The following is a 15,818-nucleotide window of genomic DNA, read 5'->3' as shown; positions in this document are numbered from 1 at the left end:
ATGCATTCAAACCTAAGTTCTTTAAATAAAATAAGGAAAATGTAAAAGCTTTGAGTGTTAATGGTTTTTTGTCTTCTTGACCGCATATTTGATTTTAGTTATTCAGCGCATAAGAATTCATCTTCTTACCACTTATAGATTGTGCCAATAATATAGGGGAAAATGAAATGCGATTATCGTGGCAAACCCTTTTTTTGGCCAATATGCGCACACTATCAGTCACAATTCGACTTCTGAAATGTTCTAGATCTGTGCGAAATGAGTAGTATCTGTAAAAAACAATTACTACTAACATATTGAAAAAACTGTGATAAAAACGCTAACATACTCAATGTCGAATAGGTTAAAAAAATCTTTGCACAAATTAAATAAAGATATTTTTGCAGAATAATTAAATTTTAGCGAATATGTGCATAAATTGATAGCTATTTAAATGCCTTTTCATTCTGTGCACCAACTCAAATTTGAAGATATTTGTGTTTTCTGTTAGGCGGCCGAGTTTATGAGTTTCTTCAGGAGTAGGATTAAATCAATCAGTGGTATTTTGATTAATTAAGAAAATATAGCAAGAAAAAGTATCTTTACCAAGAAATGATCACAAAAACTAAATTAATACAAATAAACTTCAACATTTGATTTTAGGTGCTGTAAATGGCAAATTAGGCTTATCGAGTGAGCTTAACAATTAGAATCAAGGAGATTTTAAATGGCTTTTGAACTAGCACCTTTACCTTACGATTATGATAGCCTTTCGCCTTATATGTCACGCGAAACACTTGAATATCATCATGATAAGCATCACCTCGCTTATCTGACCAATACTAATAATTTTGTGAAAGATTTAGGCTTAGAAAACGAAAGCCTTGAAAATATTGTAAAAAAAAGCTTTGGACAGAATATTGGTTTGTTTAATAATGCAGCCCAATACTACAATCATAATCATTTTTGGCATTGGATGAAAAAAGGAGGGGGGGGTCAAAAACTACCTGAAAAATTAGCAAAAGCTATCGAATCTGATTTGGGTGGTTATGATAAATTCCGTGCTGATTTTATTGCTACTGCCATTGCACAATTTGGTTCTGGATGGGCATGGATTGCTGTTAAAGATGGTAAACTTGAAATTATGAAAACGCCTAATGGTGAAAATCCTCTGGTTCATAATGCGCAACCTATTCTGGGTGTTGATGTGTGGGAGCATTCCTACTACATTGACTATCGCAATGTGCGTCCAAAGTATCTTGAAGCCTTTGTCGATCATTTAATTAATTGGGACTATGTTTTGAAACTTTATGAAGATTGCGGACTTTAAATTGTTTGCGTAATTTTTTATGTTGTATTAAAGGCTCCATAATTCATGAGGATATGGAGCCTTCCAAAAAGAAAAGATATTCAAGTTAGCAGCATTTTTCCCGTTATTTTTAAGATATATGCATAAATATACGCAATTTCTTCCAACTTTGAAAAACGCCCAGCTGCACCTGCGTGACCTGAATCCATATTAATGCGTAATAAAATCGCATTATCATCTGTTTTTAAATCGCGCAGTTTTGCCACCCATTTTGTAGGCTCCCAATAGGTTACACGAGGATCAGTTAATCCTGCAATTGCAAGGATAGAAGGGTATTTTTGAGCTTTAACGTTATCGTAAGGTGAATAGGAGGCGATAAGATTGTAATCCTCTTGTGATTCAAGAGGATTTCCCCATTCAGGCCATTCTGGAGGCGTTAGCGGCAGTGAAGCATCTAACATGGTTGTTAAGACATCAACAAAAGGCACATTCGCTACAATCCCAGAAAAATCCTGTGGAGCTATATTTGCGATAACGCCCATTAACATCCCTCCTGCCGAACCACCATGGGCGATAAGTCGATCATGAGAAGTGAATTTATTATTTACAAGGTAGCGCCCACAAGTAATAAAATCTGTAAATGTATTGTATTTAAAACGGTGTTTCCCTTTCTCATACCATTCAACTCCTTTTTCTTTTCCTCCACGAATATGAGCAATAGCATAAACAAAACCTCTGTTAACCAAAGACAATACAGTACTATTGAAATTTACAGGAATAGAGATTCCATAAGCACCATAACCGTAGAGCAAACAAGGAGCACTCCCATCAAGAGCAGTGGTTCTATGATAAAAAAGTGAAATAGGAACTTTCTCACCATCATCTGCAATTGCCATAATACGCCGTGTTATATACTCATCTTTGTTATGCCCTGAGGGAATTATTTGCGTTTTTAGAAGTGTTCGTTTGCGACTTTTCATCTCATAGTCAAAAACTTGATCAGGTGTTGTCATAGATGAATAGGTAAAGCGAATAGTTTGACTATTATATTCTGCAGCACCTTGTAGACCTAAGGAATAAGCTTCTTCTGTAATAGAAATGGAATGAATTTGTTTGGTGGTACGCTCCATTACTTTTATACGAGGAAGCCCCTCAAAGCGTTCAAGCCAAACAAGAAAATCTTGATAAGCATCATGGCATATGATTAAACATCCAAGTTGGTGCGATACAAGCTCAGACCAATTTTCTGATTGTGGAGATGTGTATGGCGCTACCATAATTTTGAAATCTTTTGCGTTATCTAAATTGGTAAGAATATAAAAGACATCACCACCTTCTGTAAGAGAATATTCAATACCTTTTTGTCTCTTCCGTACACATTGGGGAACAGTGAGAGGTGCTTTTGCAGGGATCAGCCAAATTTCTGACGTTTCATGATCATGAATATTAATATAAATAACATCATTAAGTTTAGAACCGCTTACATTTAAAAAAAATCCTGGATTATCTTCACGAAAAATCAGCTTATCTTGCGATTGGTCGGTGTTTAATCGGTGATAATAGAGCTCTGAAGGCCGATGATTTTCATCTATCTTAGTATAGAAGAAACCTTCAGATTTAGCATCCCATATAATTTGTCCGGATGTATCCGTGATTGTATCCGTATAATCAGACAATGTTTCCAAATTACGAATTTTAGCTGTGTAAAATTCAGATCCCTTGTCATCATAGGTCCATACAACATGTTTATGATCAGGAGATTCTTGAACTGAACCAAAATTGAAATATTCTTTCCCTTCGGCCAAGGCATCACCATTAAGATAAACATTTTTTTCCTCTCCATTCCTTGATGTACGAAAATAATGGGGATACTGGCCTCCGGTAACGTAAGAAAATCCGTACGCAAAAGGCCCATGTTTTATAGGAACAGAACTGTCATTTTCCGGGATACGGCTTTTCATTTCAGCAAAAAGCAAATCTTGTAATAGCTTGGTATCAGCCATTTGAGCAGCTTGATAGGCATTTTCTTTTTCAAGATGATGCCTAATATTTTCATCAAGACAGCTAGAATCTTTTAAAACGTCTTGCCAATTAGATGCACGCAGCCAATGATAGGGATCATCGCGACAAATACCGTGATATACGTCTTTATAAATGATTTTGGATGCTTTGGGTGGAAGTACAGAAGAACGGGTCATATATAATCCTACGTAGAAATATATTTATGGTTTCGTTTATATGTTAGAATCATATTATTTTTGCAAATGTATAAATTTATACGTTCCACATACGCGCAGAAATATAATCGCAATAATTTCCACAATTACTCGCTGTACTTCTGTTTCTTGCATGTCATAAGCACTGTTTCTATAAAGATCATGCCGCTTTAATAGATATACTAGAAGATTACACTTTTTAGCAGTATAATTAAAATTTTTTTCAAATAGTAGAAATAAATTCTGGATAGACACAATAAAATTTATTTTAAGAAAGAAAATTCACTTAAACTGTATAGTCTGAAGAGAAAAAAATCCTTCAATACCATACTGATATCTATTTATATATTATCCCATGATGTGCTGCATCTCTTAATATATATTTTGGTTTTTCATCTTATGCACCATATTTTTTGAATAAAAAAAATTGTTTAAGCCATTTTTTATTTCAGAAAAAGATCATCTTATGATAACAAAAAATAAAATTTGTAAAATTGAAAAATAATAATATAATATTATAAATATATAAAATGAAAGCTTTAGTTTATATTTACGGTTTTAAAGCTAATATTTTTATTGAAAATTTAAATAAAAAATAAATAAATTCGTTCTATATTATTTTTTATATTTATGATCTATTTTAAAATCATGCACGATCTTTTATAAAAAAAACTATAATCTAACAGAAAAGAAGTCATTTCTTCTTATTATATATTATGACAAAAAATAGGTTTTTGTTTGATTTTTTTGTGTTTCGGCGATTTTATAGAATAATTGAATTGACAAAAAAGATTTTTGTACAATATGAAACCTACGTGCATGGGATCTCTGTATTATGAGTATGAGTGCCAATGATATCTCGATTTTAAATTAAAGGAAAAAAGAATGGAACATCGTCCAGTCTTAGAGACTGAAAGCAATTTAGTTATTACATTAGTTGCTGATATTGTTGCTGCTTACGTGAGTAATAACTCGATCCGACCGACTGAAGTGCCAAGTTTGATTGCTGATGTTCATGCCGCTTTTCGTAAAGCAGGGAACGCAGATTTAACAGAAGTTGAAGTTGAAAAGCAAAGGCCTGCTGTTAACCCAAAACGTTCAATCTTTCCTGATTATCTCATTTGTCTTGAAGACGGGAAGAAATTTAAATCCTTGAAACGTCATCTCATGACCCATTATGGGATGTTGCCAGAGGAATATCGTGAAAAGTGGCAATTGGACAGTTCTTACCCTATGGTTGCACCTAATTATGCAAAGGCGCGCTCAGCTTTGGCGAAGGAAATGGGGCTTGGACGTAAAAGCAAACGGAAGAAAACAAAATAACCGTATTTTTCAAAAAATTCGTATCTCTAGTCTATAAAAGTGCTTTTTAGGAAGCACATTTTCTGTGAAAATTTTGTGCTGTTGGTGCTACGATAGTGTAATTCTATACGTAACTCTCGTTACGAATTCTTTCAATCATCGATTTAAGACCATTCGATCGTTGTGGTGTAAGATTTTCGTTTAAGCCAAGTGTTTCAAAGAGTCCTTCGGCATCGGCATCGCGAATCTCCGAGGCTTTTTTTCCTGAATAGAAGGCGAGAAGAATATAGATAAGTCCACGCACAATGTGGGCATCGGAATCACCTTGAAAGGTCAATATTGGGTTTTCTGAATTATCGCGTGAAGACAAAAGCCATACTTGGCTTACACAACCAGGAACTTTGTGCGCATCGTTTCGAGCGCTTTTTGGAAAAACCGGTAATTCATGACCAAGTTCAATCACATAACGATAACGATCTTCCCAGTTATCCAAAAGAGAAAAGTTTTCTATAATATCATCAATCGTTTCTGCCATAAACTCAATCCTGTTTTGTTTTTGTGATGATCATGTTGATGTATTTGGTTGACAGAATAAGCGCTTATTCCTCTTAGCATAAAACCAATAGTGCGCATTAAAAACTCTTACTTCAAGGGAATGTTGGATGATTCTTTTTTTGTGTAGGCTTTTCATCCATATTGGGAGAAATGTTTTCAAATTGAGCCATATTTTTATTACTTAATATATTTCCAAGATATTCGTAAGTTGCTTTTGCACCATAACGTGCACGCTCGCTAAGTGAACTTAAAAAGGATTTTCCGATTTTGCAGGCTTCTCTATTACGGTCACAGAATTTTCCTAAATCATTGAGAGTTTCTTTAAAAGCCATCATTACATCGCTCGTTTTTGTCTCAAACTCTCTCTGATTAAAGGAATGGTTATTGCTTGGCTTTGCTGCAAAAAATGAGATGATGATAAAAACAAAAAACAAAAAAAATGATAATTTGATTAAAAAACGTATCATGTGCAGCTAATGTACCACATTTTTAAATAAAACAAAAGTAACAGTTTATGCTCTTTCTCGTTAATAAAAATTTATAAAATGGGTATTTTATAAAATCGAGCAGTTTTACCAGATTTGTGTCATTAACTAAAAATATAGTATATATGATTGTGCAAAAATGGAATAAATTCTCTTCTTAGTAACTTAACATTAAATTTATATAGCCAAAGTAGAGCCATTAGAGATAGAGAGGCTCATACTCTCATCACACTATAATAAGCGTGAATAGATTGTGTGAGAGAAAAACAATAAGATAGCAATTAGGATAATGGCAGAATCTTAGAATCCCTTGCCACACCTATTAGAATTTTCTGTTGCTACAAGGAAGCTCCAATATAAAATTGAGAGGATTAAACAAACTGCTCATTGATCTTGCGTATATGTTTTTGAAAATAATCCCAGCTAAAATGTACAAAATTTATTGAATATTAGGAGAATGGATTTATATCGGAGCATGATAGGACCACGCTGATCACAGCATTAACGGAAAAACGTAAAAGTTCAAATATGAAAAACATTTGAGAAAAGCTGTCATCAGTTTGTCAGTGTTATAGGATGTTTCAACTTAATTGCAAATTCTCTCAAACATATGCGCAAAAAATATATAATAAGATAATGTATAGACTGTCTTTGAGATGCTCATAAAGAATTGATTATAGGTGATAATGAAATTGAGAAATGTGTACCAAAGCCTTTGTTTATTTATAAATACCACTTTTGGATAAAAGATTTTATTTATTTTAACAATTTTAAAGGATAGAGAACAGTAACATAGATATCTCTCATTCTTGCTTAAAGTGAGAATAATTTATATTTTTTCTGTGTGAAAAACAATTGTGACTGGAACTAAAAATTAAAATAATGATAAAAAAAAGAAATTCAAGAAGGCAAAAAATTAAAAAAAGTCGTATACAACGCAGTATTATTATAACATTTTTTCTCATAAATATTCGTTTTATTTTTTTTATTATAAAAAAAAGTTATCTCTATACACAAAAAAATACTTTGTTCTTTGTTGGTTTTATCATTTTTATTGTTAGTTTTGGCTTTTTTTCATTTAATGCTTTATTTTTACAAATGAAAACACATCAGAATGTTTTTACTCAAATGAAATTCATGTCTGGTGCAAATACAAATATAGAAAAAAATTCTGCTTTGTTCTTAAAAGAAGAAAAATTTCAATCAAATAGACATGTTACTTCTTTACTACCTCCGAATTATTTAAAGAAAAACTCATCTTCACATTCTGCGTCACAAAGCATACTAGAAATGCAAAAGAAATTAGCAAAACTAGGACTTTATGATGGTTCTTTAGATGGGCTAGAGGGACCTAAAACACGTCGTGCCATAGCACTATGGAAACAACAAACTGCTGAGGAAATGCAAAACCGTATTTTGCAAAAAAACACAAAAGATGAAATTGCGATATTAATTAAGCAGAGCGAAATGGAAATGATCAATGAGAAAACAAAAACAAAAGATCTGCCTCGTTCAACAGAACCTGTTTTAGAGCCTACTATTGCAGATATTATAGAAGTGCAAAAAGCCTTACGTATTTTTGGTAATCAAGAGGTCATTGTTACAGGTGTAGAAGATCAAAAAACAGTAGAAGCTTTAAAACAATTTCAAAAAATGTTTGATCTTCCCATAACGGGTAAGATCAATCATACAGTTTTGGTGAAAATGCATGAAATCGGTTTGTTAAATTGAATGTAATCAGCTATTTTATAAAATAAACCCTGAAAACATGTTGTGCCTTATAACTTTTCTCATAAATTTACAAAGATAGGCTTCCTCTCTCATATATACTATTTATAAAGTACCCTAGAAATTTCTTTTTTTCTTTAATGAAAGAAATAAAGAGACCATAACAATTTATTTAACCACCACAGCAACCATACAAAAAAATATTCTAAAATCTCTCTCTCTTTTTTGCAATTGCTGACTGTGCTGCAGCTAAGCGCGCAATTGGTACCCGGAAAGGAGAACAAGAAACATAATCCAGATCATTTTCTTCACACAAAGCAATAGAAGCAGGATCGCCTCCATGTTCACCACAAATTCCCAATTTAATTTTTGCACGCTGCGAACGTCCACGCTTTGCAGCAATGGCAATAAGCTCCCCCACTCCATCACGGTCAATAGATACGAAAGGATCTTGTTCCAAAAGTCCTTTTTGGAAATACGTTGCTAAAAAAGGTGCAGCGTCATCACGTGAAATACCAAAAGTGGTTTGCGTCAAATCATTTGTACCAAATGAAAAAAATTCGGCAGTTTCAGCAATTTCATCTGCTCGAAGAGCCGCCCTCGGCAGCTCAATCATCGTTCCAACCATATACTGAATAGTGCTTTTCTTCTCCTTCATTACTTCACAAGCTACCTGATCGATATGTGTTTTCACAAAATCGAGTTCAGATTTCAGTGCAACAAGTGGTACCATAATTTCAAGCATAACAGGAGATCCAGACTTTTGAGCAGCTTCTGCTGCTGCTTCAAAAATTGCCCGTGCCTGCATTTCCACAATTTCGGGATAAGTAATAGCCAAACGGCATCCTCTTAATCCAAGCATAGGATTAAATTCATGCAACTGCTGTGCACGTTCAGCAAGCGCCTCCTTAGAAACCCCCATAACTGTCGCAATATCAAGAATTTCTGCATCCGTTTTTGGCAAAAACTCATGGAGTGGCGGATCTAGCAAACGGATAGTAACAGGCAATCCACACATAATTTCAAATAATTGGACAAAATCTGAACGCTGCATTGGCAAAAGCTTATCTAGTGCTTTACGACGTCCGTTTTCATCATCACTTAAAATCATTTCACGCATAGCGACAATACGTTCACCAGAAAAAAACATGTGCTCCGTACGGCACAGACCAATACCTTCAGCCCCAAAAGAGTGCCCCATACGTGCATCAGAGGGTGTCTCAGCGTTGGCGCGAACTTTTATACGCCGCATCCCATCAGCCCATTCCATCAATTTTGCAAAATCTCCGCAAAGCTCAGGTTGCAACATCGCAACCTTGCCTTTAAAAATTTCTCCACTCCCACCATCAATTGTAATGACATCGCCTTTTTTAAAACTTTGCCCTGAAGCAAACATTGTGTTTGTACTATAATCAATCCGCACACTCCCTGCACCAGAAATACATGGCTTTCCCATACCACGCGCTACAACAGCAGCATGACTTGTCATACCACCGCGTGTCGTTAAAATCCCTTCTGCAGCGTGCATACCATGAATATCTTCTGGACTTGTTTCTATGCGTACCAAAATAACTTTTCGTCCTTCTACCGATGCAGTTTCTGCCTCTTCCGAAGTAAAAACAATTTCACCAGTTGCTGCTCCTGGAGAAGCAGGTAAACCACGTGCAACAACAAAACGCCCTGCTTTGGGATCAAGTGTCGGATGTAGAAGTTGATCAAGCGATTTTGCATCAATTCGCATGACCGCTTCTTCACGGCTTATCAACCCCTCCTCAACCATTTCAATCGCCATCTTTAAAGCCGCACGTGCGGTTCGTTTCCCCGAACGAGTCTGTAACATCCACAATTTACCTTTTTCAATTGTAAATTCGAGATCTTGCATATCGCGATAATGCTTTTCAAGCTTCTGCCCAATGTGATACAATTTCCCAAAAGCTTCTGGCATGATTTTTTCTAAAGATGGCTTATTTGATCCCGCAACAATACGTGCATTTTCTGTAATATTTTGCGGAGTTCGAATGCCTGCTACAACATCTTCACCCTGTGCATTAACTAAGAATTCACCGTAAAGCTCTTTTTCCCCTGTTGATGGATTGCGTGTAAAAGCAACACCCGTTGCTGAATCTTCACCCATGTTGCCAAACACCATCGCCTGGACATTAACTGCCGTTCCCCAACTTTCAGGAATATTATGTAAACGACGATAAGTGACCGCACGTGCTGTCATCCAACTTGAAAAAACCGCTCCAATCGCACCCCATAATTGTTGTTCAGGATCTTGCGGAAAAGGTTTACCTAACTTTTCTTCAATATATGCCTTATAAGAAACAATAACATCTTGCCAATCAACTGCCGTCATTTCTGTATCAATAGTGTAACCCTTGCGCATTTTTGAATCATCAAGAATCTCTTCAAAATACGAATGCTCTAATCCCAAAACAACATTCGAATACATTTGAATAAACCGGCGATAACTGTCATAAGCAAAGCGTTCATTTTTGGTTTGTAAAGCAATTGCTTTCACAGTTTCATCATTCATACCAAGATTAAGCACTGTATCCATCATTCCCGGCATAGAAGCCCGAGCTCCTGAACGAACAGAGAGTAAAAGTGGCCTTTTTTCGTTACAAAATTCACGTCCTGTTTTTTCACCAATATGCTTAAGCGCTTGTTCGACAGCTTCCCGTAATTCCTTTGGATATGACTTGCCATATGCGTAATAAAAATTACAAACTTCTGTCGTAAGAGTAAATCCAGGAGGGACAGGCAAACCCAAATTACTCATTTCAGCTAAATTAGCCCCTTTGCCACCGAGAAGATTGCGCTCGCTTGCACTTCCTTCTGCACTACCATCACCAAAACTATAAACCCATTTTGTCATCGTACAAGTCCTCCCATATCAGCATCAAAACATCATTTGATCTGGGCTAATCCTCAAAAGCAATATTCGATTCAAAATTGGCTAAACCAAAGAAACATCATCTTATCAATGTGAAAAATCCCTTTTCTTCGAAAAGAAGAGCAACGATCACAAATATCAATACCCATCTTCTGAAAAAAAGATTTAGTTTTTAAGAAAACTGTCAATCACTGAAAAGAAGGCTTCTACTGACATCGCACCTTCATATTTATTACCATTAATAAAAAAAGTAGGTGTTGCATTGACACCAAGTTCTTTTCCACGCTCAAAAGATGCATTTACTTCATCTAAAATGGACTGATTTTTCAGACAAGCATTAAAACTTTCATCGGTAAAACCTGCCATTAAGCCAATTTTCTTCAACGGCGTCACAGCATCTCTCGCCCAGACCCACTCAGACTGTTTTTGAAATAAAACTTCTATCAAAGGAAAATAACGATCTTCTGGTGCACAGCGCGCCAACATAAAGCCTGCCGTTGCACGAGAATCAAAAGCAAAATCTCGGAAGATAAGCTTCACTTTTCCCGTTTTGATATATTTTTTACGAATTTGAGGAAGTACATCATTATAAAAATGTGCACAATGAACACACGTTAATGAAGCATATTCAACAATTGTTACTGGTGCGTTTTCCTCTCCCTCAAACCTATCCTTAGCCTTGCCTGATTTAAGAAGTTCGGCCATATCAACAGTCGAAACTGGTTTAACTCCACTAGCTAAAACGGTGGTTACACTGATTTGCATGGTTGTCATTAGAGCAAAAATTACTGCAAAAGACAAAAAGGAACGATAGTTTATCATCAATAATACTTTTCTGTTGTTATTAAACGAATAAGAATCCAACACTCTTTAATATACTAAAGAAAAACATCTAAAATACTCTGCTCTATTTATTCTTTTTTTCTGCAAAAATGCAACAGCCAAGTTCATAAAGTGATTGGCGTAAACTTTCATTTTCAACCCCCTCAAGCATTTTTTCCACGCATTTTTTTTCTTTTACACTCAAGGATAACTTCCTCGGCAACTGATTACTAAAAACCGAGACGCTTCTTTGTTCAATTTTGATGCGGTTAAGAGCAATATACCCAAAAAAAACATTAATTCTATGAATCAATTCCGCTGTCTCATGTATCAATTTTAACGCAACAAACCCTTCACACGCGACAATAAGTGTTCCAGGTTGGAAAATTTCATCTTGATCCACGCGACGTTTCCAAATAATTTTAAGTGGTACTGTATGCTCAGCGATATCGCGTCCTGCAATCTGTGACCAATTTTCTATAAGCGCCACATTAAGTCCTGTTCGCTTACGTAAAATTGGATCAAGCATTTTAAATATTATCTCAGAAAGAGAATAAAAATGGCGCTTTTGAAATTGTTTGCTCATTTTTCTAAATCATCATCAAAACATTTACTAAATTATAAAAATTCCTTCTTTCATCTAAGAGCTTTTACCCTCAAAAACTCATTAAATATCGACAAAATCCGATAATTACTTAATCAAAAGTCCTATAATAAGGAAGAAACAAATTATGAATTGCAAAATAAATGCTTTTTTCTTTTGCATTTTATATCTCCCTATGGTTGACAAAAATCATGCATGAAATTTCTTTGCGCCTTCTTTCTTGGTACGATCAAAAACACCGGCATCTCCCATGGCGTATTACCCCCAAAGAACAAATGCAAGGCATCCGCCCCGATCCTTATCGCGTTTGGCTTTCTGAAATCATGCTTCAACAAACAACTGTCGAAGCTGTTAAGCCCTATTTTAAAAAATTTCTGCAACTTTGGCCTGATCTTTCTTCTTTAGCAAAAGCTTCACAAGATGATATCATGAAAGCGTGGGCTGGTCTTGGCTATTATTCACGCGCACGCAATCTTAAAAATTGTGCTCAGCAGCTCGTTGAAGACTACGGAGGACAATTTCCACAATCTATAAAAGTATTGCGTTCTCTATCCGGTATTGGAGACTATACTGCTGCAGCTATCGCCGCTATTGCTTTTAACCATCCTGTAGCTGTTGTTGATAGTAATGTCGAACGCGTTGTAACACGCTTATTTGCTATCACCTCAGTCTTGCCCAAAGCAAAAGCTGAAATTAAAGAAAAAACACAAAAAATTACTGCTTTAAATCGCCCAGGCGACTTTGCTCAAGCCATGATGGATCTGGGAGCAACAATTTGCATACCACGTAAACCATCTTGTTCCCTCTGCCCTCTTCAAGGTTTATGTAGAGCAGAAAAAATGCAAAAAGCAGAATTTTTTCCAGTCAAAGCTCCTAAAAAAGAACGTCTTTCAAAAACTGGTGCTGCTTTTGTTGTTCTTAATGAAAAGAGGCAAATTTATCTAGAAAAACGACAGGGTAAAAAATTACTCGGTGGTATGACCCAAATTCCTAACAATATTGGAACAAAGAACCCAAATGGACTCCAAAATGCACCCTTTATTGCCAATTGGCAATTTAAAGGACAAATTACACATGTTTTCACCCATTTTTCTTTGAAACTTGACGTTTACTATATTAGCGGTATTCGCGAAATAAAACATCAAAATGGCTGGTGGTGCGATATTCATCATCTTGCGGAACAGGCTCTCCCTACCGTGATGAAAAAAGCCATCGCAGTCGCGATTCCTCACCCCTTCAAGTTAAAATAACGCCCCCACTGAACAGATGAAATATTTAGTAGCGTGAACTGATCATCTTATAAAATACCAGTTTTTAACATCTGTGAACGTATTACCATTCTTAACTCATTTATTGATTTCAATTGTCCGTCTTCTTCGTAATACCAAAATGTCCAACCGTTACAGCTTTGCAGATCTTGAGCCTTTCGCCCCATTGCATGAATAGAACCAGCTTCACCACCATACATGAGAGTGCCGTCAGCTCTTACAATAGCAGATACTTGCTTCTTCCGATCATAAAGAACTTCTCCAGGACAGATTAAACCCGCTTCAAGTAAACTATTGAAGGCAACACGCGGTTCTGCTTTTTTTCTATCCAAAATTGCTAATTCTGGTTCGTTTAAAGGTTTAATCTTAGCAATCCTTTCATATGCTGCATCAATATATTGTTGCTCACGTTCAATACCCACAAAATCACGCCCCAAAAGTTTAGCAACAGCACCTGTTGTTCCCGAGCCAAAAAATGGATCAAGAATAATGTCACCAGGCTTACTAGACGCTATAATAATACGCGCTAATAAAGGTTGTGGTTTTTGTGTCGGATGTAATTTACGCCCTGCTTCATCTTTTAAACGTTCAGCACCTGTACAGAGAGGAAAAAGCCAATCTGAACGCATTTGTATATCTTCATTGGCAGCTTTTAAGGCATCATAATTAAATGTGTATTTTTTATCCTTTTGATCTCGAACAGCCCAAATAAGCGTCTCATGAGCATTTTGAAAGCGACGCCCACGAAAATTAGGCATGGGATTATTTTTACGCCAAATTATATCATTCAGTATCCAAAAACCTAAATCTTGTAAGGCCGTACCAACCCGAAAAATATTATGGTAAGATCCAATAACCCACAATGTCCCATTGGGTTTTAATACACGACGACACGCAAGAAGCCATGCACGCGTAAATGCATCATAAGCAGCAAAATTCTCAAACTGGTCCCACGCATCATCAACTGCGTCAACAAGCGAATGATCTGGACGGTATAAAGCACCCTCTAATTGTAAGTTATAAGGAGGATCGGCAAAAATCATATCAACAGAATGTTTGGGCAGTTTTTCCAATACTGCAACACAATCTCCTTTTAAAATTTTATTACGCCATGACATCTGTGCAGAAGTCTGAACAAAATCTTTTTGAAGCTGAATAACTGACATGAAATACCCAACAAAATGAACTGAAATTATCCCATAATCAAAATGGCTTATAGGCCCGCATTACTAATCTATATTTACAAAATAGAGTAAATGGATCGTTAAACTTATTCAAAATTGTTGCCTATTTCTGCAAAATTGATATTTGTTTTGCTATTAAGAATAATAAAGCAATTTCATACTGATCAATCCTTATTTCTCTTTCTTTAAAGATACTCTTCACATATCTTTCTTTTTTTATCAAACCAACAGGAATCACTTTCAAAGCATATTTTTATGAAATAAAGTCTTCTCAGTGTCATTCTAAAGCAAGTTTTCAAGCTTAATAAGTAACATGTAAAGGAATATCTTATGCCTAAGATAGATCTCATTATTTTTGATTGTGATGGAGTTCTCGTAGATTCTGAATATCTCGCAGCACAAATTGGATCTCAATTACTTAAGAAAATTGGATATGAAATATCACCTGAAGAATTGAGTGCGCGTTATGCAGGACTAATCTTTCCTGATATTCTTAAAAAAGTTGAACAAGAAACAGGAAAACCAACTTCTGCTCATCTTATAGATCAGATGTCAGATCTTTTTCGAGCACAAATAAAAACTGAACTACGTGCTATCGATGGTATAAAAGAAGCGATAGAAGCTATACAATCTCACTATCCTTATTGTATTTGCTCTAATGCAAGAAGCACAGAGATAAAAGAAATGCTCACTATCGTTGATCTTTATGATTTTTTTGATAATAAAGATAAAATATTTTCTGCTCCTGAAGTTGGAACAAAAAAAACGAAACCTGCTCCTGATGTTTTTCTTTTCGCTGCACAACAATTGCGCGTAAAACCAAAAAACACTATTGTTATAGAAGATTCAATTCATGGCGTACATGCTGCAACCGCAGCAGGCATGCGCGTTATCGGTTTTACTGGAGGATCGCATAGCTATCTTGGCCACTCTAATGCACTTGTAGAGGCTGGTGCTGAAACAGCTATCGCAAAACATGCCCATTTACTAGAAGTCTTAGAAGCAATGGCAGTGTGGCAAGATTTACCATAAAAAGATCCCTTAGAAATATATCAACTTACACTGTTTTTCAGTAATATTTTTACTAAAATTTTTTTGCCTTGATAAAATATACCACAAGAATTAAGAGATAATTGTATTAGCTGCGTATGATCACCAGCAGCTCTTAATCATTTTTATCATCAGTAACGTCATTGCTATGCAATCTGCATTCTGCTCATCGTAAATAAAATAATATATTTAATAACCTGAAAATGATACAATCAACATGCTCCTTATCCCTTTGGGGAATTAGGTAATAATGATGCAAATAAATACACTACATAAATAAGATCTACATACAATTCTTAGCTTAAACCATACAGCTCATAGCATTCACCATCATGAATAAAGTTGCATCAATATCCTAAGTATAATTTAGTAAAAACCTTTTTATTGCATCTTATTAAAGTTTTTAGATCTCCTTTT

12 protein-coding genes are annotated in these 15,818 nt (G+C 35.4%); 5 read left to right on the top strand and 7 right to left on the bottom strand.

Going from position 1 to position 15,818, the window contains the following annotated elements:
* The first annotated feature begins 706 nt into the window (after positions 1-706).
* Positions 707-1,309 carry a superoxide dismutase gene (locus tag AYT27_RS02405; RefSeq protein WP_011180396.1) on the top strand — a complete coding sequence of 201 codons (603 nt, stop codon included), beginning with the start codon at positions 707-709 and terminating at the stop codon, positions 1,307-1,309.
* 80 nt (positions 1,310-1,389) lie between these two features.
* Here the strand turns inward: AYT27_RS02405 and AYT27_RS02400 are convergent, their stop codons facing one another.
* A complete protein-coding gene (locus AYT27_RS02400; RefSeq protein ID WP_011180395.1) occupies positions 1,390-3,486 on the bottom strand; it encodes a S9 family peptidase in 2,097 nt (698 codons plus the stop codon).
* A gap of 903 nt (positions 3,487-4,389) precedes the next feature.
* Between AYT27_RS02400 and AYT27_RS02395 the strand changes: the two genes are divergently transcribed.
* The gene (locus AYT27_RS02395; RefSeq protein WP_011180394.1) at positions 4,390-4,827 is read left to right on the top strand and encodes a Ros/MucR family transcriptional regulator; all 438 of its coding nucleotides are present in this window, start codon (positions 4,390-4,392) and stop codon (positions 4,825-4,827) included.
* A 103-nt stretch (positions 4,828-4,930) separates the two neighbouring features.
* On the opposite strand, the gene AYT27_RS02390 is transcribed toward AYT27_RS02395, so the two are convergent.
* Both AYT27_RS02390 and AYT27_RS02385 read right to left on the bottom strand, forming a co-directional pair.
* Complete coding sequence (locus tag AYT27_RS02390) at positions 4,931-5,341, bottom strand: SufE family protein (RefSeq protein ID WP_011180393.1); 411 nt, start codon at positions 5,339-5,341, stop codon at positions 4,931-4,933.
* 112 nt (positions 5,342-5,453) lie between these two features.
* Entirely contained in the window at positions 5,454-5,828 is a 375-nt protein-coding gene (locus AYT27_RS02385) for a DUF5330 domain-containing protein (RefSeq protein ID WP_011180392.1), read from the bottom strand.
* A gap of 900 nt (positions 5,829-6,728) precedes the next feature.
* On the opposite strand from AYT27_RS02385, the gene AYT27_RS02380 reads away from it, so the two are divergent.
* Positions 6,729-7,577 carry a peptidoglycan-binding domain-containing protein gene (locus AYT27_RS02380; protein ID WP_011180391.1) on the top strand — a complete coding sequence of 283 codons (849 nt, stop codon included), beginning with the start codon at positions 6,729-6,731 and terminating at the stop codon, positions 7,575-7,577.
* Positions 7,578-7,779: 202 nt separating this feature from the next.
* Here AYT27_RS02380 and ppdK read toward each other — a convergent pair whose 3' ends face one another.
* From ppdK to AYT27_RS02365, 3 genes are all read right to left on the bottom strand, one after another.
* Positions 7,780-10,455, bottom strand: a complete 2,676-nt coding sequence (gene ppdK / locus AYT27_RS02375; RefSeq protein ID WP_011180390.1) for a pyruvate, phosphate dikinase — start codon at positions 10,453-10,455, stop codon at positions 7,780-7,782.
* A gap of 183 nt (positions 10,456-10,638) precedes the next feature.
* Positions 10,639-11,295 (bottom strand): DsbA family protein, encoded by a 657-nt coding sequence (locus tag AYT27_RS02370; RefSeq protein ID WP_011180389.1) that lies wholly within the window; start codon positions 11,293-11,295, stop codon positions 10,639-10,641.
* A gap of 85 nt (positions 11,296-11,380) precedes the next feature.
* Positions 11,381-11,881, bottom strand: a complete 501-nt coding sequence (locus AYT27_RS02365; RefSeq protein ID WP_011180388.1) for a DUF721 domain-containing protein — start codon at positions 11,879-11,881, stop codon at positions 11,381-11,383.
* A 161-nt stretch (positions 11,882-12,042) separates the two neighbouring features.
* On the opposite strand from AYT27_RS02365, the gene mutY reads away from it, so the two are divergent.
* A complete protein-coding gene (mutY, locus tag AYT27_RS02360) occupies positions 12,043-13,149 on the top strand; it encodes an A/G-specific adenine glycosylase (protein WP_011180387.1) in 1,107 nt (368 codons plus the stop codon).
* 47 nt (positions 13,150-13,196) lie between these two features.
* Here mutY and AYT27_RS02355 read toward each other — a convergent pair whose 3' ends face one another.
* Entirely contained in the window at positions 13,197-14,285 is a 1,089-nt protein-coding gene (locus AYT27_RS02355) for a site-specific DNA-methyltransferase (protein ID WP_395948342.1), read from the bottom strand.
* Positions 14,286-14,681: 396 nt separating this feature from the next.
* Between AYT27_RS02355 and AYT27_RS02350 the strand changes: the two genes are divergently transcribed.
* Positions 14,682-15,383 carry an HAD family hydrolase gene (locus AYT27_RS02350; RefSeq protein ID WP_011180385.1) on the top strand — a complete coding sequence of 234 codons (702 nt, stop codon included), beginning with the start codon at positions 14,682-14,684 and terminating at the stop codon, positions 15,381-15,383.
* The last annotated feature ends 435 nt before the right edge of the window (positions 15,384-15,818 follow it).

Source organism: Bartonella henselae str. Houston-1, assembly GCF_000046705.1.
Classification (GTDB): domain Bacteria; phylum Pseudomonadota; class Alphaproteobacteria; order Rhizobiales; family Rhizobiaceae; genus Bartonella; species Bartonella henselae.
This window is presented reverse-complemented; position numbering and strand designations above follow the sequence as displayed.

Bases quoted from the DNA above. Each gene is read 5' to 3' on its own strand.
- AYT27_RS02405 (WP_011180396.1), top strand. From the start codon at position 707: ATGGCTTTTGAACTAGCACCTTTACCTTACGATTATGATAGCCTTTCG.
- AYT27_RS02400 (WP_011180395.1), bottom strand. From the start codon at position 3,486: ATGACCCGTTCTTCTGTACTTCCACCCAAAGCATCCAAAATCATTTAT.
- AYT27_RS02395 (WP_011180394.1), top strand. From the start codon at position 4,390: ATGGAACATCGTCCAGTCTTAGAGACTGAAAGCAATTTAGTTATTACA.
- AYT27_RS02390 (WP_011180393.1), bottom strand. From the start codon at position 5,341: ATGGCAGAAACGATTGATGATATTATAGAAAACTTTTCTCTTTTGGAT.
- AYT27_RS02385 (WP_011180392.1), bottom strand. From the start codon at position 5,828: ATGATACGTTTTTTAATCAAATTATCATTTTTTTTGTTTTTTGTTTTT.
- AYT27_RS02380 (WP_011180391.1), top strand. From the start codon at position 6,729: ATGATAAAAAAAAGAAATTCAAGAAGGCAAAAAATTAAAAAAAGTCGT.
- ppdK (WP_011180390.1), bottom strand. From the start codon at position 10,455: ATGACAAAATGGGTTTATAGTTTTGGTGATGGTAGTGCAGAAGGAAGT.
- AYT27_RS02370 (WP_011180389.1), bottom strand. From the start codon at position 11,295: ATGATAAACTATCGTTCCTTTTTGTCTTTTGCAGTAATTTTTGCTCTA.
- AYT27_RS02365 (WP_011180388.1), bottom strand. From the start codon at position 11,881: ATGAGCAAACAATTTCAAAAGCGCCATTTTTATTCTCTTTCTGAGATA.
- mutY (WP_011180387.1), top strand. From the start codon at position 12,043: ATGCTTTTTTCTTTTGCATTTTATATCTCCCTATGGTTGACAAAAATC.
- AYT27_RS02355 (WP_395948342.1), bottom strand. From the start codon at position 14,285: ATGTCATGGCGTAATAAAATTTTAAAAGGAGATTGTGTTGCAGTATTG.
- AYT27_RS02350 (WP_011180385.1), top strand. From the start codon at position 14,682: ATGCCTAAGATAGATCTCATTATTTTTGATTGTGATGGAGTTCTCGTA.